The sequence below is a fragment of the Agrococcus sp. ARC_14 genome (assembly GCF_022436485.1).
GTDB lineage: Bacteria > Actinomycetota > Actinomycetes > Actinomycetales > Microbacteriaceae > Agrococcus.
The window spans coordinates 2,504,540-2,525,214 of sequence record NZ_JAKUDO010000001.1 but is presented as its reverse complement, the minus strand read 5'-3'; the positions used below and the strand labels follow the sequence as shown (position 1 = coordinate 2,525,214).

Sequence of the window (20,675 nt, the reverse complement as noted above, 5' to 3'; positions counted from 1 at the left end):
GAACTTTCGTACACTGTCTCTATGGTCGACGCAGCAGTCCTTGGGCACCGCATCCGTCATTTCCGCTCCGCGTCCGAGTTGACGCTCGATGCGCTGGGCGAGCAGATCGGGCTGGCGGGCAGCCAGCTGTCGCTGATCGAGAACGGCCATCGCGAGCCGAAGCTCAGTCACCTGCAGGCGATCGCCGACGTGCTGGGCGTCTCGACCTCGCAGCTGCTCGACCCTGAGCCGCCCACCGAGCGCAGCCGCATGGAGCTCGATCTGCACCGGCTGCAGGAGGGCACGAGCTACCGGCGCCTCGGCCTGCCGAGCGTGCGGCCGACCCGTGCGATGAGCGACGAGCTGCTGGGAGCACTCGTGGGCATGCACCGCGAGCTCGACCGCCGCGCCCGCGAGGCGATCGCGACACCCGAGCAGGCGCGCCGCGACGCGACGGCGCTGCGGCACGCGATGCGCGAGCAGAGCAACGCGCTGCCGGCGCTCGATGAGCTTGCCGAGGAGCAGCTGCGGGCCGTGGGCTACGAAGGCGGCAGCCTCACGCACCGCACCGTCAGCGAGATCGCCGCGCGGCTCGGCTTCGAGCTGGTGTTCGTGACCGATCTGCCGCACTCGACCCGTTCGGTCACCGACCTCGAGACCGGCCGCATCTACCTGCCGCCCGCGTCCATCCCCGGTGGCCACGGCCTGCGCTCCATGGCGCTGCAGGCGATCGCGCACCGGCTGCTCGACCACAGTGAGCCGCGCGACTACCGCCAGTTCCTGCAACAGCGCCTCGAGATCAACTACTTCGCCGCCGCGACGCTCATGCCGCGCTCGCGCGCCATCGACTACCTGCGAAGGGCGAAGAAGGAGCGCAACCTGGCGGTCGAGGACTTCCGCGACGCGTTCGGCGTCACGCACGAGACCGCCGCCATGCGATTCACCAACCTGGCGACGCGCGACCTCGACCTGCGTGTGCACTTCCTGCGCGTGCAGGAGGATGGCGCGCTCTCGCGCGTCTACGAGAACGACGGCCTGCCCATCCCGGTCGACGCATCCGGTCACGCCGAGGGACAGCTCGTCTGCCGCAAGTTCGCCGCCCGCAGCGCCTTCGAGCGCACGTCCCGGACGACCGAGTTCTACCAGTACACCGACACGCCCGCGGGCACCTACTGGTGCTCGACGCAGATCGGCTCGGGCGCCGACGGCGAGTTCTCGATCTCGTTCGGCGTGCCCTTCGACGAGGCAAAGTACTTCCGAGGCTCGCAGACGGCGTTCCGCCAGGTCTCCACCTGTCCGGACGAGCGCTGCTGCGCCCGGCCCGACGGAGCGCTCGCGAGCCGCTGGCGCAAGAAGTCGTGGGCCTCCGCGCGCATGCACCAGCACACGCTCGCGCCGCTGCCGAGCGGCACCTTCCCCGGCGTCGACGACGCGGAGCTCTACGAGTTCCTCGAGCGGCACGCCCCGGTGCTGTAGCGATGGTGCTCGGCGAGTGGATGCGTCAGTCGAGATCTCGGTTGCGGGCGGGTCTTGGCAGGCGGTCGTCGCGGTCGTACCCTGATCTCGCCACGTCGACCGAGGGAGCCGGCATGACCGAGACCGCGCAAGGACTGAACTCTCCTGAGGAGGCTCTGCGCCGAGGTGCCGCGCACCTCGCAGAGCTGCATCCGGGCCTCGACGCGAGGCTCGTGGAGCGCATCGTGTTCGAGTCGCACGCGACGCTCGCCCGCGGTGCGCGCATCAAGACGCACCTGCCGACGCTGGCGCTGAAGTTCGCGGCCGATCGCCTGCAGGCGCTCGAGCTCGGCGACCACCGCGAGGAGGGCGGTCCCGTGCGCGTCCTCGTCGAGTCCATCCGCAACGACGGCATCTCGCAGATGGCCGCCGCCTACCTCAACGCGCTCGGCGACGGCCGCGTCGAGGCGCTCTCGGCGGCGCTCAGCCCCGCAGACCAGGTGCTGCGCACGGTGACCGATGTGATGGCGGAGGACGGCGTCCCGCTGGCAGAGAGCTACCCGAAGCCCGTCACCGACGATGTCGCCCGTGCGGCTGACGTGGTCGTGACGATGCTCATCGAGCACCCGTTCGAGACCGTCGAGGGCCAGACCGTCGAGGCGTGGGACTTCGAAGACCCGGCCGGTCTCGGCACCGACGAGGTGCGACGCATCCGTGACCGCGTGCGCAAGCGGGTGCAGGAGTTCCTCGACGCGCTCGAAGCTTGAGCCGTTGCGTGTGGGCCGGCGGACGCCGGTGAGCGGGAGGCCGGACGCCGCCGCGGGTGCCCTCGAGCAGCGGCTCGCCTCGCGGGATCTGACGCTCGACCTGGCGCGCGTCGCGTGCGTGCTGCTCGTCGTCGTCATCCACCTGCTGTTCGTGGGGGTCGGCCGCGCGGCAGACGGCTCGCTCGTGATCGAGCGCACCGTCGAGGCGCAGCCCTGGTTCGCCGGCGCGACCTGGATCGGCGACATCATGCCGCTGTTCTTCGTGGTCGGCGGCTTCGCAGCGATGGCGGGCTGGCAGAGTCTCGAGCGGCGAGGTGGCGACGCCAACGCGTTCGTGCGCACCCGGCTGGCGCGGCTCGCTCGCCCCGCGCTGCCGCTGTTCGTCTTCCTCGCCGTCGCGCTCGCTGCTGCGTGGGCGGTCGGCGCCGACCCCGTGCTCGTCGACACGGTCGCGATCGGCATCGGCTCGCCGCTGTGGTTCCTGGCCGCCTACGTGCTGGTGCAGGCGCTTGCTCCGCCGATGATCCGGCTGCATCGCCTCGCCCCGACCGAGACGATGCTCGCCCTCGCGGTCGCGGTGATCGCCGTCGACGCCACCAGGCTGCTCTCGGGCGTCGAGCTGCTCGGCCTGCCCAACGTCGTGCTCGTCTGGGTGGCAGTGCAGCAGGTGGGCTTCTGGATGCACGACGGATGGTTCAGGGCGCGTTCGCCCTGGACGCTCGGGCTGATCGTCGTGGTCGGCTTCGTCTCGCTGTACACCGTCGTGCCGCTCGCGGGCTACTCGTGGAGCATGCTGTCGAACCAGTACCCGCCGACCCTGCCGATGCTCGTGCTCGGCGTCGTGCAGGCCGGACTGCTGACGCTGCTGCACCGCCCGCTCAGCGCCCTCATGCGCACGAAGGCGGCTCGCGGGGTCGTCTGGTTCGCCGGCAGCCGCCTCATGACCATCTACCTGTGGCACCTGCCGGTGATCATGATCCTGGTGGGGGTGCAGCTGCTGCTGCCGATCCCGCTGCCCGAGCCGGGAGCCGCCGCCTGGTGGCTGACGCGCATCCCGGTGTTCCTGCTCGTCCTGCTCGTGGTGTGGCTGCTCTCGCTGTGGCTGGTGCGCTACGAGCGGAGCCCCGCGCACCTGGTCGACCCCGTGCATCCGGGCATGGGCGTCACGTCCGCCGCAGTGGTGCTGTTCGCAGTCGCGCCGTTCCTCATCATGGTGTTCGGCCTCGACGCGCCGCTCGCGCTGCTCGGCGTCGTCGGCACGACGCTCGCGATCTGGATGATCCGCGGGCGACGCGCAAGCCTCGTCGCGCCCTGAACGCAGCAGAGCGCCGGCCCCGCTCGGGGACCGGCGCTCCAGACGATTCCTGCCTCAGCCCTCCACGAGCGTGTAGCCGGCCTCCGAGACCGCGGCGCGCACGTCGTCGAGGCGCAGCGGGGCGTCGGATGCCACGGTGACGCTCGAGCGACCGCCCGCGACCAGCTGCACGTCGACGGCGTCGACGCCAGCGAGGCCAGCGATCTCCTCGGTGACTGACGACACGCAGTGGCCGCAAGTCATGCCCTCGACCTCGAACGACTGCGAGATGCCGGCCTCGGTCGCGCTGGGGGCCGCCGAGGTCGAGCACGCGCCGCCGCCGCAGCAGCCGCCCGCCTGCTCGTCGATGGCGGTGGGGGTCGTGGTGATCTCGATGTTCTGCAGCAAGGAGTGCCTTCCGGTCGGGGTTCGCGTGTTCGGGGGAGTGCGTGCGGTCAGGAGCGCACGAGGCGCGCGATGGCTGCGCTGGCCTCTGCGAGCTTCTGCTGGGCGACCGGGCCGCCCTGTTCGGCCGCCTCAGCGACGCAGTGCGCGAGGTGATCCTCGAGCAGCTGCAGCGCCACGGTCTCGAGCGCCTTGGTGGCGGCGGAGACCTGCGTGAGGATGTCGATGCAGTAGGCGTCCTCGTCGACCATGCGGGCGACGCCGCGCACCTGTCCCTCGGCGCGGCGCAGGCGCTTCAGCAGCGCCTCCTTGTCGGCCGTGTAGCCGTGCTGGGGTGCTGCGGTGATCGTCTCGACGCTCATGATGATTCGATCATACCCCCGAGGGGTATCAGGGACAAGCGTCAGGCGGCGACGGCGCCGAGATGCTCCGGCGTCGCCCAGCTGCGCCAGACGGCGGCAAGCATCGCGTTGAACAGCGCGTCGGCCTCGTTGGCCGGATAGTGGCCGAGCAGCTCGAGCGAGATGAAGCCGTGCACGCCGGCAAAGATCGTGCGCATGGTGGTCTCGGGGTCGCCGTGGAGCACGCCGGCGTCGATCGCCTGGCTCACCGCTCGCTGCAGCGGCTCGGTGGTGCTCTCGCGCGCCTCGGCGATCGCGGGGGAGTCGTTCGTGCGACCGAAGACGACCTGGAACATGGGGGAGTGCTCGACGGCCCAGCCGCGGATGGCATGCGCGAGACCGAGGATGTGCTGCACCGGGTCGGGCGACTGCGCTGCCTGCTGGGCATCGACGAACGAGCGCGCAGCGCGCAGTGTGATCGCCTCGAGCAGCTCACCGCGAGAGCCGAAGAGCGAGTAGACGGCGGAGGTGGACGTACCGACGGACGCGACGAGCGGGCGCAGCGAGAAGTCGGGGCCGTCTACCGCCATCAGGTCGGTAGCAGCCTCGAGCAGCCGCTGGCGCAAGTGCTCATCGTGGAGTCGGGGTCGTCCCATGCGAGTAAGCGTACGCCGTTTCGGGAGCGCGCTCGGCAATCGCGAACAACCCGCGAGTCCTGCAACATGCGCGAATAGCCAAACACCGTTATATCAGAGGTTTGCGCCGTGCGACCTGCAGCGGCGCAGTCGTGCCTCGGCGCTGGACCGACCGCCGTGGTGGCCGTCGCAGATCCGACAGGCCTGTGGTGCCCCCAGTAGGATTCGAACCTACGGCCTTCTGCTCCGGAGGCAGACGCTCTATCCCCTGAGCTATGGGGGCCGGGCTGTGTGACAGCGCCGCCCAATCTATCACCGCGCCGGCTACCCGCTGACCGCTGCAACGGTCAGCCCGGCCGCTGCGCCGACGATCATCCACGGTCCGAAGGCCAGGTCTGCCCTCAGGGACGTGCGTCGCAGCGCCATCAGCACGAGGGCGACGACCGCGAGGGCGATGAAGCCGCCGAGGATGCCGAAGAAGACGGCCTGCCACCCGAACCATCCGAGTGCCAGTCCGAGCACGAGCGAGAGCTTCACGTCGCCGAGCCCGAGGCTGCTGGGTGCTATCCAGGCGAGCGCGAAGTAGCCGACGCCGACGACCAGCATCGCCAGCAGCGCGGTGCCGAACCTGACCCACTCGCCGGTCACGACTGCAGCGACCAGCAGCATCGCGAGCACCGCTCCCGTGGTCGGCCAGACGATCGCGTCGGGCAGCCTGAACACCGCGAGGTCGACCGCGATCAGCAGGGCGCAGCCCACGGCGAGCGCGCAGAGCGCCACGAGTGATGCCCAGTGATCGGCGACGGCACCGGCACCGGCGCCTGCGCAGGCACCCAGCACGACGGGCACCCATCGGCGCAGCCACTTCGAGCTGCTGTCGGCGAGGGTGCGCGCCCACGGCGTCAACGCCCAGGCGGCCGCGGCGCACACGGCGGCGGCAGTCGCGATCACGAGGGGTGGCATCGCGCTGATGCTACGTCAGCGGATGCTCGCTCACGCCTCGGGGCTCAGTCCCGCCTCAAGATCGACGAACGCTTGGTCGACGAGGTCGGCGATCGCGTTCGCATCGCCGCCGACGTTGTCCCACACGCGGATCGCGGTCCTGACGGCCGCAGTGGCGGCTCCGGCGATGAGTCGCGGGAACGCCTCGGTCTCAGGGTCGGTGTCGCTGCGCTCCGCGACGACGACGCGGATGGCGTCCTCGAGCGCGTCGAACTGCGCCATCCGATGCGGCAGGAGTGCTGGGTGCCGCTCGATCAGCTCGTCCTTGGCCTTGAGCGCGGCCATCTGCTCCTTCGACCAGCTGCGGATCGCGCCGGTCAGCACTGCCCGCAGCGATTGCAGCGGCGGCTCGTCGGCGGGACGCTCGGCGAGGCCGGCCAGCAGCTCGACAGGCTCGTTGTTGTGTGCGGCGACGACCGCCTCCTCCTTGGAGGAGAAGTAGTTCGAGACCGTGCGCGGCGACACGAATGCGCGCTCCGCGATCTGATCGATCGTGACGCTCTCGAGCCCGTGCTCAGAGGAGAGCGAGAAGGCCGCGTCGGCGATGGTGCGGCGGGTCAACGCCTTCTTGCGCTCGCGCAGGCCGGGCTGCGGCTGCTCGTCGGGGGCAGGGGGGGAGTCAGGCATGGTGGCTCACTGTATTGGTGCGAGGCCGAGAGTCGGCCATGCGGATGCTGTGGCCTGCGCTTCAGAGAGGCGTGGCGTGTGCTGCATGGTGACGTCCGGACTTCGAAGCGGGGCCCCGCTGTCGCGGCGCGTCCTGGTTTGGGGTCGGCGGCTGCGCGACTCCGTGCAGCAAGTTTCTACCGTAACGGCGTTTCAGTCAAGCGCTCTTGCGGGAACCGGAAGGTTGCGGTTCGTGCAACGCCGATCTTAAGCTAATCTTTAGGAAGAGGATTCTTGCGCTGCGCGCAACCAGCGTGCAAGCATCATGGCGGTCGTTCCACACGGAGCGGCTTCCCGAACAGCACCGGACTCCCCAGCCCCGGGCCTGTCACGTAAGGAACCTTCCATGTTCGCAATGCTGAGCGCTGTCAGCGCTTTCGTGTCCGACCGTTTCGACAAGAAGAACGACCGCGGCGCGACCGCAGTCGAGTACGGCCTCCTCGTGGGCCTGATGGCCGTTGCGGTCGTCGCTGCCGTCGTCCTCCTCGCTCCGATCCTCGGCGACCTCTTCGGCGCTGCTGGCGATCAGATCGGCGCGGGCACGGTGGACGTCGAGAACGGCGTCAACACCGGCACCACGCCGTAGTCGATCCCTGCCGGGCGTCGGGCGCTGTGCGCGTTCCGACGCCCGGCACTCGGACCGTGGTCGATCTCGGGAGCAGCATGCGCCATCGCCATGAACGAGGAGCCGCGACGGTCGAGTTCGCGCTCGTACTGCCGCTCCTGCTCCTCCTGACCTTCGGCATCCTCGCCTTCGGGTATGCCTTCCACGTGCAGACGGTGCTCGACAACGCCGCCCGTGACGCCGTCCGTGTCGCGGCACTGACGAGCGGCAGTCAAGCGCCCGCAGAGGCGCGTGCGGTCGCCAGGGCCTCCGCCTCCAGCGCAGTGACGCTGTCGGACGAGCAGATCGGTGTCGACCTCAGCGCCTGCGCCACCCCCGTGCCCCTGGCGAGCGATCGCCTCGCGCACGTCACCATCGAGCTCGAAGACTTCAGCCTTCTCGGCGTCTTCGGCCCCATCACCCTCACCGGTACAGGAAGCATGCGATGCAACGGATGAAGCGCGCGACGCGCGACCGCGGTGCGGTCGCAGTCTGGGTCGCCATCTTGATGGTGCCGCTGCTCATCGCTGCCGCGCTCGCGATCGACATCTCCGCGGCGCATGCCGACCGGCAGCGCCTGCAGCACGGCGCTGACGCGGCGGCACTCGCGGTGGCGCAGCAGTGCTCAGTGACGCCGTGCACCGACGCGACCGCCGACGCGGTCGCCCAGGAGCTTGCTGAGTCCAACGAGCCGCTCGGTGGTGCGCCGACAGCGAACGCCGACCTCGACGCCGGATGGGTCGAGGTTCAGAACAGCTCCGATCGGGAGTACTGGTTTGCGCCCGTGCTCGGTGTCGACGATGCCGCCATCTCGGCCGCTTCCGCTGCCTCATGGGGCTTCCCGACCGGTGGCAGCGCCGTGATGCCGTTCGCGTTCTCGTGGTGCGAGCTGGCGGTGCAGGCTGGTCTCCCCCCGATCCGGAACGACGCCGGTGCCATCGTCGGCATCCAGATTCCAGAGGCAGGAGTGACGCGCACCGTGCTCGCCTCGAAGAAGGCAGATTCAGGGTGCACCGGTCCGAGCGGCAACGTCGTGCCGGGTGGCTTCGGCTGGCTCGAGCCGACCGAGGGCTGCGGTGACACCGTGACCGACATCGACTCGTGGGCACCCTCCGACCCGGGCAATGCACCCCCCAACGGCTGCTCGCCGACCGACTTCAGCAAGTGGGTCGGTCAGACGATCCTGCTGCCCGTGTTCGACGTCGCCACAGGAAACGGCAACAACGCCGAGTACCGCATCTTCGGCTACATCGCCTTCCGGCTCGAGGCGTACTACTTCGCCGGCCAGTACGTCACGCCCGAACGCCCCTGCGATGGGAGCGAGCGCTGCCTGCGCGGCACCTTCCTGCGGTACGCCGACACGGCCTCCGACTTCGACCACAGCCCGACGGGACCTCAGATGGGCGCATCCGTCGTCGAGCTCCGACTCCCTGAGGAGCGCTGACCATGCGTCGCATCATCATCGGCGTGATCGCCGTGCTGCTCGCCGTCGGTGGCGGCACGCTCACGTTTCTCTACGCCTCGGGCGCCGACGCGCGGGCGATGGCGCAGATGACTCCGACTCAGGTGCTCGTCGTCGCAGAGACCATCCCCGCAGGGACCCCCGGCGATGCCATCGGCGCATCGCTGGTCGTGCAGGAGATCCCCGCCGCAGCGGTGGTGCCTGGTGGCGTCACCGACATCGCACAGCTCTCCGGCCTCGAAGCGAGCGCTGACCTGCAGCCCGGCGAGCAGCTGCTGGCCGCCCGATTCGAGGCACCGCAGGCCGTCGCCGAGGCAGTCGAGGTTCCCCCGGGCATGCACCAGCTCACGATCGAGCTCGAGCCGCGCCGTGTGCTCGGCGGTGAGTTGGAGGCGGGCGACACGATCGGTATCTTCGTGTCGCGTGGCAGCACGGAGGCGACACACCTGATGCTCCACAAGGTGCTCGTGCTCGCCGTCGCAGGGGGCCCGGAGGTCACCATCGACGAGAATGGCAACGAGGTCGAGCAGGCGGCCGCCTCCTCCATCCTCGTGACCGTCGCGCTGTCTGCGCCGGACGCCGAGCGTCTCGTCTTCGCGGCGGAGTACGACCGCATCTATCTCTCGCTCGAGAACGCCGACGTCTCTGAGCAGGGCACTCGCATCGTCGACGGGGAGGTGATCTTCGGATGAGCAACGTGCTGCTCGCCACGGATTCCACGGCATTGCATCAGCGCGTCCACGAGGCGTCCGGAGGCACCTGCATCGCGGTGCCCGCGCACCCGCTGCCGGCGGACCCGGCTCACCTGCTCGCGCAGCTGCAGGAGCAGTCGCTCCCTGACATCCTCGTGCTGGACGCGACGCGTTCTCCTGAGGATGCGCTGGCGCTCGCGGCGCGATTCGACCGCGAGGTGCCGGGCACGGCCATCGTGCTCATCGGCGATGCCGACACCCTCTCGCTCGACGCGATGCGTGCCGGCGTGCGCGACGTCATCGATGCCGGCACCGGCGTAGAAGAGCTGCGCGTCGCGCTCGGCCGTGTCGCGCAGAGCCTCGCGGTGCATCGTGCCCAGCCTGTCGACCCCGTGACCGCGATGCCGATCCTGCAGGCGCCCGGACGTGTGCTCAGCGTGCTCTCGCCGAAGGGCGGAGCTGGCAAGACGACGCTCGCAACCAACCTGGCGGTCGGGCTCGCGACGGCGACGCCGGGCTCCGTCGTGCTGGTCGACCTCGACGTGCAGTTCGGCGACGTCGCCACGGCACTCGGGATCAGCCCCGAGTACACGCTCGATGACGTCGTGCACGGCGCGTCGCTGCATGACCCGATCGCGCTCAAGACGCATCTGACCCTGCACCCCTCGGGTTTGTCCGTCATCTGCGCACCGGAGTCTCCCGCCTCCGCAGACGCGATCAGTGGCGATCAGGTCAGCGCGCTGCTGTCGACGCTCTCGACGCAGTTCCGCTACGTCGTCGTCGACACTGCCGCGGGGCTCGGCGCACGCACCCTCGCCGTGCTCGACCACACGACCGACCCGCTGCTGCTCTCGACGTTCGATGTCGCCGGTGCGCGTGGGCTCGCCAAGGAGATGGCGACGCTGCGAGAGCTGGGCATGCTGACGAATGCGCGGCAGGTCGTGCTCAACTTCGCCGACCCGAAGAGCGGGTTGAGCACGCAGGATGTCGAAGCAACGATCCGCTCCAAGGTCGACCTGACGATTCCGCACTCGCGCGCGGTCTCGGCGTCGCTCAACATGGGTGTGCCGCTGCTGCAGCACAAGCCGCGCGATCCAGTCTCCAAGCAGGTCGGCAAGCTGCTCGCGTACTACGCCGACGCCGCGGCGAAGCGAGGCAACGGCCGGCACCGGGCTGCAGCATGAGCAGCCTTGCGGAGCGCCTGCACGTCGCACGCGGGGACGAGGTCAAGACCGAGGAAGCGCCCCGACGACGCGCCCTGCCGGTGCAGACGGCGAAGCCGCCAGTGGCAGAGCGTGAGCTCGTGGAGCGCGCTGCACCTCTCGCGGAAGCTGCTCCGGAGGTCGATGCGCTGCTGCGTGTCAAGGAGCGAGCCGCCAACGCTCTCTTCTCGCGCATCGGCACCCGGCTCAACGATCCGACCATGAGCGAGGAGCAGCTGTACGCGCTCGTGCGCGAGGAGCTCAACGCCGTCGTCGAAGAGGAGCAGGCGCCGCTGACGCTCGATGAGCGCCAGCGGCTCATCAACGAGGTGCGCGACGACGTGCTCGGGCTCGGCCCGCTGCAGCGCCTCATCGACGACCCTACGGTCACCGAGATCATGGTCAACGGCCCTGACACCGTGTACATCGAGCAAGGCGGCAAGCTCGGGCGCGCGGGAGTTCGGTTCACCTCGGAGGATCAGCTGCGGCGGGTCATCGAGCGCATCGTCTCGCGAGTCGGTCGCCGCATCGATGAGTCGTCGCCGATGGTCGACGCACGTTTGGAGGACGGCTCGCGTGTCAACGCGGTCATCCCACCGCTGGCGTTCTCGGGTTCGACCCTCACGATCCGCAAGTTCTCGAAGGATCCCTTCAAGGTTCCTGACCTCATCCGCTTCGGCACGCTGACCCCACAGATGGCCGAGCTGCTACGGGCATGCGTGGAGGCGAAGCTCAACATCATCGTCTCTGGCGGCACGGGTACCGGCAAGACGACGCTGCTGAACGTGCTCTCCTCCTTCATCCCTTCGCAGGAGCGGATCATCACGATCGAGGACGCGGTCGAGCTGCAGCTGCAGCAGGATCACCTCGTGCGGCTGGAATCGCGCCCACCGAACACGGAAGGCAAGGGCGAGATCACCATTCGTGATCTCGTGCGCAACTCACTCCGCATGCGACCCGACCGCATCGTCGTCGGCGAGGTCCGCGGCGGCGAGACGCTCGACATGCTCCAGGCGATGAACACCGGCCACGACGGGTCGCTCTCGACGGTGCACGCCAACTCGCCGCGCGACGCGATCGCCCGACTCGAGACTCTTGTGCTCATGGCGGGCATGGATCTGCCGCTGCGAGCCATCCGAGAGCAGATCGCTTCAGCCGTCGACGTCATCGTGCAGCTCACGCGCCTCCGCGACGGCACCCGCCGCATCACCGCTGTCACGGAGGTGCAGGGCATGGAGGGGCAGACGGTGACGATGCAGGATGTGTTCCTCTTCGATTACGGCGCCGGCGTCGACGCCTCCGGGCGCTTCCTCGGGGCACCCGTCGCGACCGGCGTGCGGCCTCGGTTCGCCGAGCGGTTCCAGGACCACGGCATCGCCATTCCCGCAGGACTCTTCGACGTGGGAGCGAGTCGATGAGCTTCGCGCTGCTCGGTGCCGGTGCTGTGGCGGTTGGACTCGTCGGCGTTGTCGTCGTCACGGTCGCGCCCGGCCGTGAGCGTCTGCCTAGAGAGCGTCGGCGACCCGCGCAGGTCGACGGCGAGGGGGCATTGGCGGGAGCTGCAGAGGCTGCCAGCGGTCTGATGGGGAGGCTCATTCGGCGCCGCTCGTCACAGCTCGCCGTCAGCCTCGACCTGGCTGGCATCCGCATGCGACCCCAGGACTTCGCCGTGCTGGTCGCGATCGCCGCGATCGTCGCGATCGCGCTCGGGGTGCTGCTCGGCAGAGGACTCCTCGCCGTGCCGGCAGGCGCGAGCGCCGTCCTGCTCGCTGCCGTGATCGTGCGCTCTCGAGCAGCAAAGCGCCGGAAGCAGTTCGCCAGCCAGCTCGACGACAGCCTGCAGCTCATGGCCTCGAGCCTCCGGGCTGGGCAGAGCATGATGCAGGCGCTTGCATCGACTGCCCGGGAGTCGGAGGAGCCGAGCGCATCCGAGCTCACCCGCATCGTGAACGAGACGCGCGTCGGCCGTCCAGTGATCGACGCGCTCGAGGAAGCCGCGGATCGCATGCAGAGCGAGGACTTCCGGTGGGCGACGCAGGCGATCGCGATCAACCGCGAGGTCGGCGGCAGCCTCGCCGACGTGCTCGACGGCGTTGCCAGGACGATCCGCGAGCGTGGACAGGTTCGCCGTCAGGTCGCAGCGCTCAGCGCGGAGGGCCGTCTCTCGGGCGTCATCCTGATGCTGCTTCCGATCGTCGTCGCCGGATTCATCACTTTGACGAACCCGAGCTATCTGCTGCCGTTCATCGAGGAGCCGATCGGCCCGATCATCATCGGGTTCGCCGTCGTGCTCATGGTCGTGGGCGGGATCTGGATGAAGAAGACTGTCGAGGTCGAGTTCTGACCATGCCCGATTCCCTCCTGCTGGTCGTCCTCCTCGTCGCGCTCGCTGCTGGCGCCATCGTCCTGACCGTCGCGAGCCTGATCAAGCCTGAACGGTCGCGCATGGTCGCGAACCTCCACCGCGGCGAGCGTGCGGTGGTGGTCGACGCTCCAGAGGCGTCCCGATCCACCCTGGGATCGCTCGCGCAGCGCCTGACCCCTGCGCCGCTCATCAGCCTGCTGACTCGCCAGCACGCCCGCGCCGGGCGACCCGCGCAGTGGCCGGTCGAGCGTCTGCTGACGCTCAAGCTCGTCTGGCTCCCGGTCGGCATCGCGCTGCTGTGCCTGCTCGCGGCCGTGCAGGCGCCGCCCATCCTGACCCTGCTCATCGGGATCGCGGCGATCGTGATCTACTTCCTGCCAGAGCTGCTCCTCGTCAGTCGTGGGCAGGAGCGTGACCAGCGCATCCAGAGGCAGCTCGCCGACACGCTCGACCAGATGATGATCGCGGTCGAGGCGGGCCTGGGCTTCGACGGTGCGATGTCGCGCGCCGCAGCGAACGGCACCGGTGCGCTCTCAGAGGAGCTGACGCGCACCCTGCAGGACATGCGGATGGGGCGCTCGCGGCGCGAGGCCTTCACTGATCTGGCCGACCGCAACCAGGTCGTCGACCTGCGTCGCTTCGTGCGCGCCATCCTCCAGGCTGACGCCTATGGCATCTCCGTCAGTGACGTCCTCCGCAGTCAGGCCGACGAGATGAGGCTCAAGCGTCGCCAGCGGGCAGAGGAGAAGGCGCAGCAGGTGCCTGTGAAGGTGCTCATGCCGCTCATGCTCTGCATCCTGCCGGTGCTCTTCATCGTCGTCATGACGCCGGCCGTGCTGCAGATGATGGAGACCTTCGGCAGTCTCTAGCCGGTCGGGGCTGTTTCGGATCGGTCGAGGGCGCCCTGTGGGATGATCGAGCACGATGCGAACCGCCCGTGCAGCCTTCTCCATGTCGCTCGTGGGCGACACCGAGTTCGTGCTGCTCGCGCTCCCGGCCGCGGCCTACGCATCCGATGACCGCATCTCGATCTCGGTCGACGGCTCGCCGGTCGAGTGGAGCATCCTTCCGGCGGCGCACGACACCCGGCAGGTCGTCTTCACGGCCCCGGCGGGCACGCTCGACGTCGACATCCGATCGACCCTCACGAGCCTGCAACGGCCGGTCGACGACTCTGACGTCGAGCGCTACCTCGCAGACTCCCGCTACATAGAGGCGAGCGCGCTGCGCGGCTTCGTCGACGAGCGATTCGGCCGCGCGACCGGCTTCGAGGCGGTCGGCGCGATGCGCAACTGGATCGCGCGCGGCTTCAGCTACTCGCCCGCGCTGTCTGCGATCGACGACACCGCCGTCATGACGCTGGAGAAGGGCGGCGGCATGTGCCGCGATTACGCCCACGTCATGATCGCGCTCGCCCGCGCAGCCGGCATCCCCGCCCGCTACGTCGGCGTCTACGCGCCCGGACTCGTGCCGCCCGACTTCCACGCGGTCGCCGAGGTGCACATCGATGGCGACTGGTGGGTCGTCGACCCGACCGGGCTCGCGCCGCGCGGCAGCCTCATCCGCATCGCCACCGGCGCGGATGCGCTCGAGACGGCGTGGGCGACGACGGCCGGCAACCCCGTGCGGCTCACGCGGCTCACGGTGGAGGCGGGGGATGACTCGCTGATCGCGGGCGCCACGGACGAGCCGAGGATGCGGTACCGGATCCTGTAGGTCGGGCTTCGACGCGCTCAGCGCGCTGCGCGCGCGGAGCGGCTCAGCCAGCAGGTGGTCTCGTGACGCGAGCGGCCGGAGGCCGCGCGCTCCTCGACCAGCGAAGGGCGGGTCAGCCGAGGTTCGCGACGACCTCGTCGGTGACCGGCTGCGCGTCCTGCGCGCTCGCGAAGTAGATCGACGCCGCGGCGACGACCGCGCCGCCCGCCGGCACCGTCGAGACACCCTCGTCGCCGACGGTCTCGAAGCCGGCGCCCGAGAACCCGCCAGCGTCCTGCAGCACGGCGACCACCAGACGGTCAGAGCCCGTCACGTGCTGGTAGGCGCAGACCGTGCCGCCCGCATCCGCGATGTCGGCGATCGCGCCGGGCAACTCGCCCGGCTCGCCCGTCGGCGCGAAGTTGGGGTTGAACTCGTAGAGCTGGTCTGCCGTGAACACGTCGCTGCACGGCAGCTCGCCTGCGACCGGCGGCGTCGTCGGCTCGGCCGAGCTGCTCGGATCCGGGGTCTCGGTCGTGCCCGGGTCCTCGGTCGGCTCGGGGGTCTGCGTCGCCTCCGAGGTCGTGCTCGGCGAGGTCGAGGGCTCCGGCGACTCCGTCGGTGCGAGCACGCCGGGCTCGCAGCCCGTGAGCGCGAGCGCCGTCACCGCGGCCACGATCGTGACGGGCCACAGCCGGTGGATGCGACGACGGCGGATGCGCAGTGGGCTCGACATGGGGCCAGCGTACGTCGCACGGCCGACGATCCGGGGCAGCCGCGCGGACTAGAATCGAGGGATGCAGCCCTCCGATCTCTCTGCCGCAGTGCTCGTCGCCGTCCGCTCGGCGGTCGCGCGGCGAAGCGCAGAGGTCGAGGTGGCCGAGAGCGACATCGTGCTCGAGCGCCCGCGCAATCGCGACCACGGCGACTGGTCGACGAACGCTGCGATGCGCTTCGCCAAGAAGGCAGGCGCGAATCCGCGTGAGCTGGCCGAGGAGGTCGCCGCGACGCTGCTCGAGGTCGACGGCATCGCGAGCGCCGAGGTGGCGGGCCCCGGCTTCATCAACCTGACGCTGGCCGCCGGTGCCGCGGGCGAGCTCGCTCGCACGATCGTCGATGCCGGTGACGCGTACGGCGAAGGCGAGGCCCTCGCGGGCATCCGCATCAACCTCGAGTTCGTCTCGGCCAACCCGACCGGACCCATCCACATGGGCGGCACCCGATGGGCCGCGGTGGGCGACAGCCTGGGCCGCGTGCTCGAGCGTCAGGGCGGGCTCGTCACCCGCGAGTACTACTTCAACGACCACGGCGGCCAGATCGACCGCTTCGCGCGCAGCCTCGTCGCGGCCTTCCGCGGCGACCCCACGCCGGAGGACGGCTACGGCGGCGCCTACATCGCCGAGATCGCCCGCAAGGTCGACGACGCCTACGACGGCGACCTGCTCGACCTGGGCGACGCCGACCTGCAGGAGGCCTTCCGCGCTCGCGGTGTCGCGCTGATGTTCGAGGAGATCAAGCAGGATCTGCACGACTTCGGCGTCGACTTCGACGTGTTCTTCCACGAGCAGCAGGTGCAGTCCGACGGCTCCGTCGAGCGCGCGATCGAGACGCTGCGCGAGCGCGGCCACATCTTCGAGGAGGACGGCGCGCTCTGGCTGCGCACGACCTCCTTCGGCGACGACAAGGATCGCGTCGTCGTGCGCTCCAACGGCAAGCCCGCCTACTTCTCGGGCGACCTCGGCTACTACCAGAACAAGCGCGAGCGCGGCTTCGAGCAGAACATCATCATGCTCGGCGCCGACCACCACGGCTACGTCGGCCGCATGATGGCTATGTGCGCCGCGTTCGGTGACACGCCCCACGAGAACCTCGACATCCTCATCGGCCAGCTGGTCAACCTGATGCGCGACGGCCATCCCGTGCGCATGTCGAAGCGCGCCGGCACCGTCGTGACGATGGAGGACCTGGTGGATGCGGTGGGTGTCGACGCCGCGCGCTACGCCCTGGTGCGCTCGAGTGCAGACTCGCCGCTCGACATCGACCTGGCGCTGCTGACCCAGCGCACGAACGACAATCCGGTCTACTACGTGCAGTACGCGCACGCCCGCATGTCGGCCGTCGGCCGCAACGCCGCAGCTGCCGGCATCGAGCGCAGCGAGTTCGACCCGTCGTTGCTCGAGCACCCGAGCGAGTCGGCGCTGCTGGGTGCCCTCGCCGACTTCCCGCGCGTGCTCGCACAGGCGGCCGAGCTGCGCGAGCCGCACCGCGTCGCGCGCTTCGCGGAGGAGCTGGCCGGTCTCTACCACCGCTGGTACGACGCCTGCCGCGTCACGCCGATCGGCGACGAGCCGATCACGGCCGTGCACCGCACGCGCCTGTGGCTGAACGACGCCGCGGGCCAGGTGCTGCGCACGGCGCTCAGGACGGTGGGCGTCAGCGCGCCGGAGCGCATGTAGCGATCGACGCGCGACCCGCGGCCTCCTCGAGCTACGGGGTTGGCGGCGCCGTGCGCTTGCGCGGCGTCGCTGGCCGGTATGCCGAGACGCTCGGCTCGCCGGGGATCCAGAAGCGCCAGGGGTAGGCGGATGCGTCGCCACCAGGGCCGCTGACGCCGACGCGGGGGCCGGTGTGGTGCGCGGCGCGCTCTGGCGAGGGTTCGAAGGACCAGACGGGTCTCGAGACGGGTGCGCCGTCGGCGCGCCCTCCTCGACCAACGGAGCAAGCGAAGGCGGCGCCGTCGTCGGCGAGGGTGGCACCGAGCGACTGCGCCACGTTGCCGGGGCCGCGCGCGAGCTCGCCGGTCGGGGGAGCGGCCCGCCGCGTCGAGCGGCGCTCGAGCGCCAGCGCGTGCCCGTCGACGACCTCGCCCGCCCGGATCAGCACACCCCATCCGGATCCCTCGGGCCCCGCCACGATGTTCACCGCGTGGTGCATGCCGTAGGTGAAGTAGCAGTAGACGTGCCCACCCGGCCCGAACATGGTCGCGTTGCGCGCCGTCTTGCCCCGGAAGGAGTGCGCGCCCGGGTCGTCGTTGCCGCGGTAGGCCTCCACCTCGGTGAGGCGCAGCGCGACCGCGCCCGATGCATCCGCTCGTGTCAGCACACCACCGAGCAGCAGCGGAGCCAGCTCGAGGGGGTCGCGCTCGAACCAGGCGGGGTCGAAGGTGGGCACCATCGCACGCTACCGTCGCGCGCGTCCGGCGCGGAATGTGTCCGCGGGCGTCTGCGCGGGGCGGGCGGCGCATGCGGATTCCGTAGGATGGAGGGCAGCGCCACAAGCGCCGACACCGCCTGCACCCGGAGCGATCCGCCGCGGGCAGAGAACCGACACCCGGACGGAGTTCCGTGCCGCATCCGCTCGCCCCCCAGCTGCTCGACGTGCGCGACGCGAACGCGCTCGTCGAGGGCGTCTGGCCCGCCGGTGCCGAGCGCGTCGAGGGTGCCCTGCACATCGGCGGAGCATCGCTCACCGAGATCGCCGCACAGCACGGCACCCCCTTCCTGCTCGTCGACGAGACGGTCGTGCGCGAGCGCGCCAGGCGCATCCGCACCGCCTTCGAAGCCGCGTTCGCCGCCGTCGATGTCTACTACGCCGGCAAGGCGCTGCTGACCGCCGACGTCGCTCGCTGGATGCGCGAGGAAGGGCTGCGCATCGACGTCTGCACCGGCGGCGAGCTCGCCGTCGCGCTGCGCGCGGGCGTCGATCCGGCGGCGATCGGCTTCCACGGCAATAACAAGAGCGAGGCCGAGATCGAGGCGGGCGTCGTCGCGGGCGTCGGCACCTTCGTCATCGACTCGCCTGTCGAGGCCGAGCGCATCGCCGCCGCTGCCGCCCGCGCCGACCGCGTGCAGCGCGTGCGCCTGCGCATCTCCGTGGGCGTGCACGCCTCGACCCACGAGTTCCTCGCCACCAGCCACGAGGATCAGAAGTTCGGCATCCCCGTCGCCGACGCGCCTGCGCTCGTCGCGCGCATCCGCGAGCTGCCCAGCCTCGACCTGGTGGGTCTGCACACGCACATCGGCTCGCAGATCTTCGACGCCGAGGGATTCTCCGAGTCGGCCAGGCGCATGCTCGCCCTGCACGCCTCGCTCGGCGGCAGCGAGGCGCTGCCAGAGCTCAACCTCGGCGGTGGCTTCGGCATCGCCTACACCGCCGCTGACAGCCCCGAGCCGATCGAGACCATCGCGGGCAGGCTCGCGGATGCGGTGCTCGCGGCCGCAGACGAGCTCGGCATCGCGGTCCCCAGGATCGCGATCGAACCGGGCCGCTGGATCGTCGGGCCCGCGGGCGTCACCGTCTACACGGTCGGCACCGTCAAGCCTGTCGCGCTCGAGCAGGGCACCCGCACCTACGTCTCCGTCGACGGCGGCATGGGCGACAACGCCCGGCCCGCGCTGTACGGCGCGCAGTACGCCGCGCGCATCGCGAGCCGCGCATCCGCCGCCGAACCCACGCTCGCGCGCGTCGCCGGCCGCCACTGCGAGTCGGGCGACATCGTGGTCGACGCCGAGTGGCTGCCCGCCGACGTCCAGCCCGGCGACCTGCTCGCCGTCGCCGCGACCGGCGCCTACTGCCACTCGCTCGCCTCCAACTACAACGCGGCGCCACGACCGCCGGTGCTCGCCGTGCGCGATGGCGCCGTGCGCCCGCTCGTGCGCCGCGAATCCATCGACGACCTCCTCGCACGCGACGCCGGCCTCGACGCCGGCCTGGCCGCGAGCGCCGACGCCGGCATCGACGCCGCGCACCCCGACGACGACAGCTACGGAGCCGCATCCGCATGAACTCCTACCCCACGGACTCCTACCGCTCGCTGCGCATCGCGCTGCTGGGCGCCGGCAGCGTCGGCTCGCAGGTCGCGCGCCTGCTGCTCGAGCAGCACGAAGAGCTCGCCGCTCGCGTGGGCGCGCCGCTCGAGCTGGTCGGCATCGGCGTGCGCGACCTCGACGCGCAGCGCGATGTCGAGCTGCCGCGCGAGCTGCTGACCACCGACCTCGACACGCTCGTCGCCGGCGCCGACATCGTGGTCGAGCTGCTGGGTGGCATCGAGCCGGCTCGCACCCTGCTGCTCGACGCGCTCGCCGCGGGCGCCGATGTCGTCACCGCCAACAAGGCGCTCGTCGCCGCGCACGGGCCGGAGCTCTTCCAGGCTGCCGAGACGGTCGGCGCGCAGGTCGCCTACGAGGCGGCGGTGGGCGGGGCCATCCCGATCATCCGGCCGCTCGAGCAGTCGCTCGCCGGCGACCGCGTCACGCGCGTCATGGGCATCGTCAACGGCACCACGAACTTCATCCTCGACCGCATGCACACCCAGGGCGCGTCGCTCGAGGACGCCCTCGCGACCGCCACCGAGCTCGGCTACGCAGAGGCCGACCCCACCGCCGACATCGAGGGCTTCGACGCCGCGAGCAAGGCGACGATCCTGGCATCGCTCGCCTTCCACACCGAGGTGCCGATGACCGAGGTGCACCGCGAGGGCATCACGGGTGTGACGGATGCCATGGTCGCGCAGGCGGAGCGCAGCGGCCGGGTGCTCAAGCTCGTCGCGATCTGCGAGCGGATGCCCGCCGGCGACGGTGCCGACGGCGGTGCCGGCGACCGCGTCTCCGCACGCGTGCATCCTGTCTCGCTGCCGGGCACCCATCCGCTCGCCGCCGTGCACGAGGCGATGAACGCCATCTTCGTGACCGCCGAGGCTGCGGGCGACCTGATGTTCTACGGTGCCGGCGCCGGTGGCCCCGAGACCGCATCTGCGGTGCTCGGCGACCTCGTCTCGATCGCTCGCAGGCACGTGGCGGGCGGCCCCGGCATGGCGGCCTCGTCGCACGCGAACCTCGGGCTGGCGCCGTTCAGCGACGTGCTCGCGCGGCACGAGATCGCGCTCACCGTCGCCGACAAGCCGGGCGTGCTCTCGGTCATCGCGGGCCTCGTGGCCCTGCACGGCGTGTCGGTGGAGTCGGTGCGCCAGGATGCCAGCGGCACCGCCGCCAGCCTCGTGCTCGGCACGCATGAGACGACCGAGGGGCGCATCGCGGGCGTGCTCGCCGCGCTCGAGGAGCAGGACGACGTGGAGCGGATCGACAGCGTGATCCGTCTCATCGACTAGGAGGA

22 protein-coding genes and 1 tRNA gene are annotated in these 20,675 nt (G+C 70.5%); 15 read left to right on the top strand and 8 right to left on the bottom strand.

Features of this window, described 5'->3' with window-relative positions; all coding sequences use genetic code 11:
• Nucleotides 1-21 precede the first annotated feature (21 nt).
• The 3 genes from MKD51_RS12430 (at nt 22) to MKD51_RS12420 (ending at nt 3,516) form a co-directional block, all read left to right on the top strand.
• Nucleotides 22-1,455, top strand: coding sequence for an XRE family transcriptional regulator (locus MKD51_RS12430; RefSeq protein ID WP_240240615.1), 1,434 nt, complete (start codon nt 22-24; stop codon nt 1,453-1,455).
• Nucleotides 1,456-1,568: 113 nt separating this feature from the next.
• Nucleotides 1,569-2,201 (top strand): arsenate reductase ArsC, encoded by a 633-nt coding sequence (locus MKD51_RS12425; protein WP_240240614.1) that lies wholly within the window; start codon nt 1,569-1,571, stop codon nt 2,199-2,201.
• Nucleotides 2,202-2,229: 28 nt separating this feature from the next.
• Nucleotides 2,230-3,516 (top strand): acyltransferase, encoded by a 1,287-nt coding sequence (locus MKD51_RS12420; protein WP_240240613.1) that lies wholly within the window; start codon nt 2,230-2,232, stop codon nt 3,514-3,516.
• A 54-nt stretch (nt 3,517-3,570) separates the two neighbouring features.
• Here the strand turns inward: MKD51_RS12420 and MKD51_RS12415 are convergent, their stop codons facing one another.
• The 6 genes from MKD51_RS12415 to MKD51_RS12390 all read right to left on the bottom strand — a co-directional run bounded on the left by MKD51_RS12415 (nt 3,571) and on the right by MKD51_RS12390 (nt 6,505).
• On the bottom strand, nt 3,571-3,903 hold the full coding sequence (locus MKD51_RS12415; protein ID WP_240240612.1) for a cation transporter: 333 nt from the start codon (nt 3,901-3,903) through the stop codon (nt 3,571-3,573).
• A gap of 47 nt (nt 3,904-3,950) precedes the next feature.
• Nucleotides 3,951-4,262 carry a metal-sensitive transcriptional regulator gene (locus MKD51_RS12410; protein WP_240240611.1) on the bottom strand — a complete coding sequence of 104 codons (312 nt, stop codon included), beginning with the start codon at nt 4,260-4,262 and terminating at the stop codon, nt 3,951-3,953.
• Nucleotides 4,263-4,303: 41 nt separating this feature from the next.
• Entirely contained in the window at nt 4,304-4,897 is a 594-nt protein-coding gene (locus MKD51_RS12405; protein ID WP_240240610.1) for a TetR/AcrR family transcriptional regulator, read from the bottom strand.
• Between the two features lie 186 nt (nt 4,898-5,083).
• Nucleotides 5,084-5,159, bottom strand: a tRNA-Arg gene (locus MKD51_RS12400).
• Nucleotides 5,160-5,200: 41 nt separating this feature from the next.
• Nucleotides 5,201-5,839 (bottom strand): prepilin peptidase, encoded by a 639-nt coding sequence (locus MKD51_RS12395; RefSeq protein WP_240240609.1) that lies wholly within the window; start codon nt 5,837-5,839, stop codon nt 5,201-5,203.
• Between the two features lie 30 nt (nt 5,840-5,869).
• Nucleotides 5,870-6,505 (bottom strand): TetR family transcriptional regulator, encoded by a 636-nt coding sequence (locus MKD51_RS12390; protein ID WP_240240608.1) that lies wholly within the window; start codon nt 6,503-6,505, stop codon nt 5,870-5,872.
• 385 nt (nt 6,506-6,890) lie between these two features.
• On the opposite strand from MKD51_RS12390, the gene MKD51_RS12385 reads away from it, so the two are divergent.
• From MKD51_RS12385 to MKD51_RS12345, 9 genes are all read left to right on the top strand, one after another.
• Nucleotides 6,891-7,130, top strand: coding sequence for a Flp family type IVb pilin (locus tag MKD51_RS12385; RefSeq protein ID WP_240240607.1), 240 nt, complete (start codon nt 6,891-6,893; stop codon nt 7,128-7,130).
• 77 nt (nt 7,131-7,207) lie between these two features.
• A complete protein-coding gene (locus MKD51_RS12380; RefSeq protein WP_240240606.1) occupies nt 7,208-7,606 on the top strand; it encodes a TadE/TadG family type IV pilus assembly protein in 399 nt (132 codons plus the stop codon).
• Nucleotides 7,594-8,592, top strand: coding sequence for a TadE/TadG family type IV pilus assembly protein (locus MKD51_RS12375; RefSeq protein WP_240240605.1), 999 nt, complete (start codon nt 7,594-7,596; stop codon nt 8,590-8,592). Before MKD51_RS12380 ends, MKD51_RS12375 begins: the two co-directional genes overlap by 13 nt.
• Before the next feature lie 2 nt (nt 8,593-8,594).
• Nucleotides 8,595-9,302, top strand: coding sequence for an RcpC/CpaB family pilus assembly protein (locus MKD51_RS12370; protein ID WP_240240604.1), 708 nt, complete (start codon nt 8,595-8,597; stop codon nt 9,300-9,302).
• Complete coding sequence (locus MKD51_RS12365) at nt 9,299-10,486, top strand: AAA family ATPase (RefSeq protein WP_240240603.1); 1,188 nt, start codon at nt 9,299-9,301, stop codon at nt 10,484-10,486. The genes MKD51_RS12370 and MKD51_RS12365 overlap by 4 nt, the downstream gene beginning before the upstream one ends.
• The gene (locus tag MKD51_RS12360) at nt 10,483-11,922 is read left to right on the top strand and encodes a CpaF family protein (RefSeq protein ID WP_240240602.1); all 1,440 of its coding nucleotides are present in this window, start codon (nt 10,483-10,485) and stop codon (nt 11,920-11,922) included. The genes MKD51_RS12365 and MKD51_RS12360 overlap by 4 nt, the downstream gene beginning before the upstream one ends.
• Entirely contained in the window at nt 11,919-12,848 is a 930-nt protein-coding gene (locus MKD51_RS12355; protein WP_240240601.1) for a type II secretion system F family protein, read from the top strand. The genes MKD51_RS12360 and MKD51_RS12355 overlap by 4 nt, the downstream gene beginning before the upstream one ends.
• Before the next feature lie 2 nt (nt 12,849-12,850).
• The gene (locus MKD51_RS12350) at nt 12,851-13,738 is read left to right on the top strand and encodes a type II secretion system F family protein (protein WP_240240600.1); all 888 of its coding nucleotides are present in this window, start codon (nt 12,851-12,853) and stop codon (nt 13,736-13,738) included.
• A 55-nt stretch (nt 13,739-13,793) separates the two neighbouring features.
• Nucleotides 13,794-14,585, top strand: a complete 792-nt coding sequence (locus MKD51_RS12345) for a transglutaminase family protein (protein WP_240240599.1) — start codon at nt 13,794-13,796, stop codon at nt 14,583-14,585.
• Between the two features lie 112 nt (nt 14,586-14,697).
• Here the strand turns inward: MKD51_RS12345 and MKD51_RS12340 are convergent, their stop codons facing one another.
• A complete protein-coding gene (locus tag MKD51_RS12340) occupies nt 14,698-15,300 on the bottom strand; it encodes a hypothetical protein (protein WP_240240598.1) in 603 nt (200 codons plus the stop codon).
• 61 nt (nt 15,301-15,361) lie between these two features.
• Here MKD51_RS12340 and argS point away from each other — a divergent pair, with 61 nt between their 5' ends.
• Nucleotides 15,362-17,020 (top strand): arginine--tRNA ligase, encoded by a 1,659-nt coding sequence (gene argS, locus MKD51_RS12335; RefSeq protein WP_240240597.1) that lies wholly within the window; start codon nt 15,362-15,364, stop codon nt 17,018-17,020.
• A gap of 31 nt (nt 17,021-17,051) precedes the next feature.
• Here the strand turns inward: argS and MKD51_RS12330 are convergent, their stop codons facing one another.
• A complete protein-coding gene (locus MKD51_RS12330; RefSeq protein ID WP_240240596.1) occupies nt 17,052-17,735 on the bottom strand; it encodes a DNA-3-methyladenine glycosylase in 684 nt (227 codons plus the stop codon).
• 173 nt (nt 17,736-17,908) lie between these two features.
• Between MKD51_RS12330 and lysA the strand changes: the two genes are divergently transcribed.
• Both lysA and MKD51_RS12320 read left to right on the top strand, forming a co-directional pair.
• The gene (gene lysA / locus MKD51_RS12325) at nt 17,909-19,348 is read left to right on the top strand and encodes a diaminopimelate decarboxylase (RefSeq protein WP_240240595.1); all 1,440 of its coding nucleotides are present in this window, start codon (nt 17,909-17,911) and stop codon (nt 19,346-19,348) included.
• Complete coding sequence (locus tag MKD51_RS12320; protein ID WP_240240594.1) at nt 19,345-20,670, top strand: homoserine dehydrogenase; 1,326 nt, start codon at nt 19,345-19,347, stop codon at nt 20,668-20,670. Before lysA ends, MKD51_RS12320 begins: the two co-directional genes overlap by 4 nt.
• The last annotated feature ends 5 nt before the right edge of the window (nt 20,671-20,675 follow it).

Excerpts from the sequence above, each read along its gene's own strand:
- MKD51_RS12360 (WP_240240602.1), top strand. The coding sequence starts at position 10,483 with ATGAGCAGCCTTGCGGAGCGCCTGCACGTCGCACGCGGGGACGAGGTC.
- MKD51_RS12425 (WP_240240614.1), top strand. The coding sequence starts at position 1,569 with ATGACCGAGACCGCGCAAGGACTGAACTCTCCTGAGGAGGCTCTGCGC.
- MKD51_RS12345 (WP_240240599.1), top strand. The coding sequence starts at position 13,794 with ATGCGAACCGCCCGTGCAGCCTTCTCCATGTCGCTCGTGGGCGACACC.
- MKD51_RS12385 (WP_240240607.1), top strand. The coding sequence starts at position 6,891 with ATGTTCGCAATGCTGAGCGCTGTCAGCGCTTTCGTGTCCGACCGTTTC.
- MKD51_RS12405 (WP_240240610.1), bottom strand. The coding sequence starts at position 4,897 with ATGGGACGACCCCGACTCCACGATGAGCACTTGCGCCAGCGGCTGCTC.
- MKD51_RS12430 (WP_240240615.1), top strand. The coding sequence starts at position 22 with ATGGTCGACGCAGCAGTCCTTGGGCACCGCATCCGTCATTTCCGCTCC.
- MKD51_RS12375 (WP_240240605.1), top strand. The coding sequence starts at position 7,594 with ATGCAACGGATGAAGCGCGCGACGCGCGACCGCGGTGCGGTCGCAGTC.
- MKD51_RS12365 (WP_240240603.1), top strand. The coding sequence starts at position 9,299 with ATGAGCAACGTGCTGCTCGCCACGGATTCCACGGCATTGCATCAGCGC.
- MKD51_RS12355 (WP_240240601.1), top strand. The coding sequence starts at position 11,919 with ATGAGCTTCGCGCTGCTCGGTGCCGGTGCTGTGGCGGTTGGACTCGTC.
- MKD51_RS12350 (WP_240240600.1), top strand. The coding sequence starts at position 12,851 with ATGCCCGATTCCCTCCTGCTGGTCGTCCTCCTCGTCGCGCTCGCTGCT.
- MKD51_RS12410 (WP_240240611.1), bottom strand. The coding sequence starts at position 4,262 with ATGAGCGTCGAGACGATCACCGCAGCACCCCAGCACGGCTACACGGCC.
- MKD51_RS12380 (WP_240240606.1), top strand. The coding sequence starts at position 7,208 with ATGCGCCATCGCCATGAACGAGGAGCCGCGACGGTCGAGTTCGCGCTC.
- argS (WP_240240597.1), top strand. The coding sequence starts at position 15,362 with ATGCAGCCCTCCGATCTCTCTGCCGCAGTGCTCGTCGCCGTCCGCTCG.
- MKD51_RS12395 (WP_240240609.1), bottom strand. The coding sequence starts at position 5,839 with ATGCCACCCCTCGTGATCGCGACTGCCGCCGCCGTGTGCGCCGCGGCC.
- MKD51_RS12370 (WP_240240604.1), top strand. The coding sequence starts at position 8,595 with ATGCGTCGCATCATCATCGGCGTGATCGCCGTGCTGCTCGCCGTCGGT.
- MKD51_RS12320 (WP_240240594.1), top strand. The coding sequence starts at position 19,345 with ATGAACTCCTACCCCACGGACTCCTACCGCTCGCTGCGCATCGCGCTG.
- MKD51_RS12340 (WP_240240598.1), bottom strand. The coding sequence starts at position 15,300 with ATGTCGAGCCCACTGCGCATCCGCCGTCGTCGCATCCACCGGCTGTGG.
- MKD51_RS12390 (WP_240240608.1), bottom strand. The coding sequence starts at position 6,505 with ATGCCTGACTCCCCCCCTGCCCCCGACGAGCAGCCGCAGCCCGGCCTG.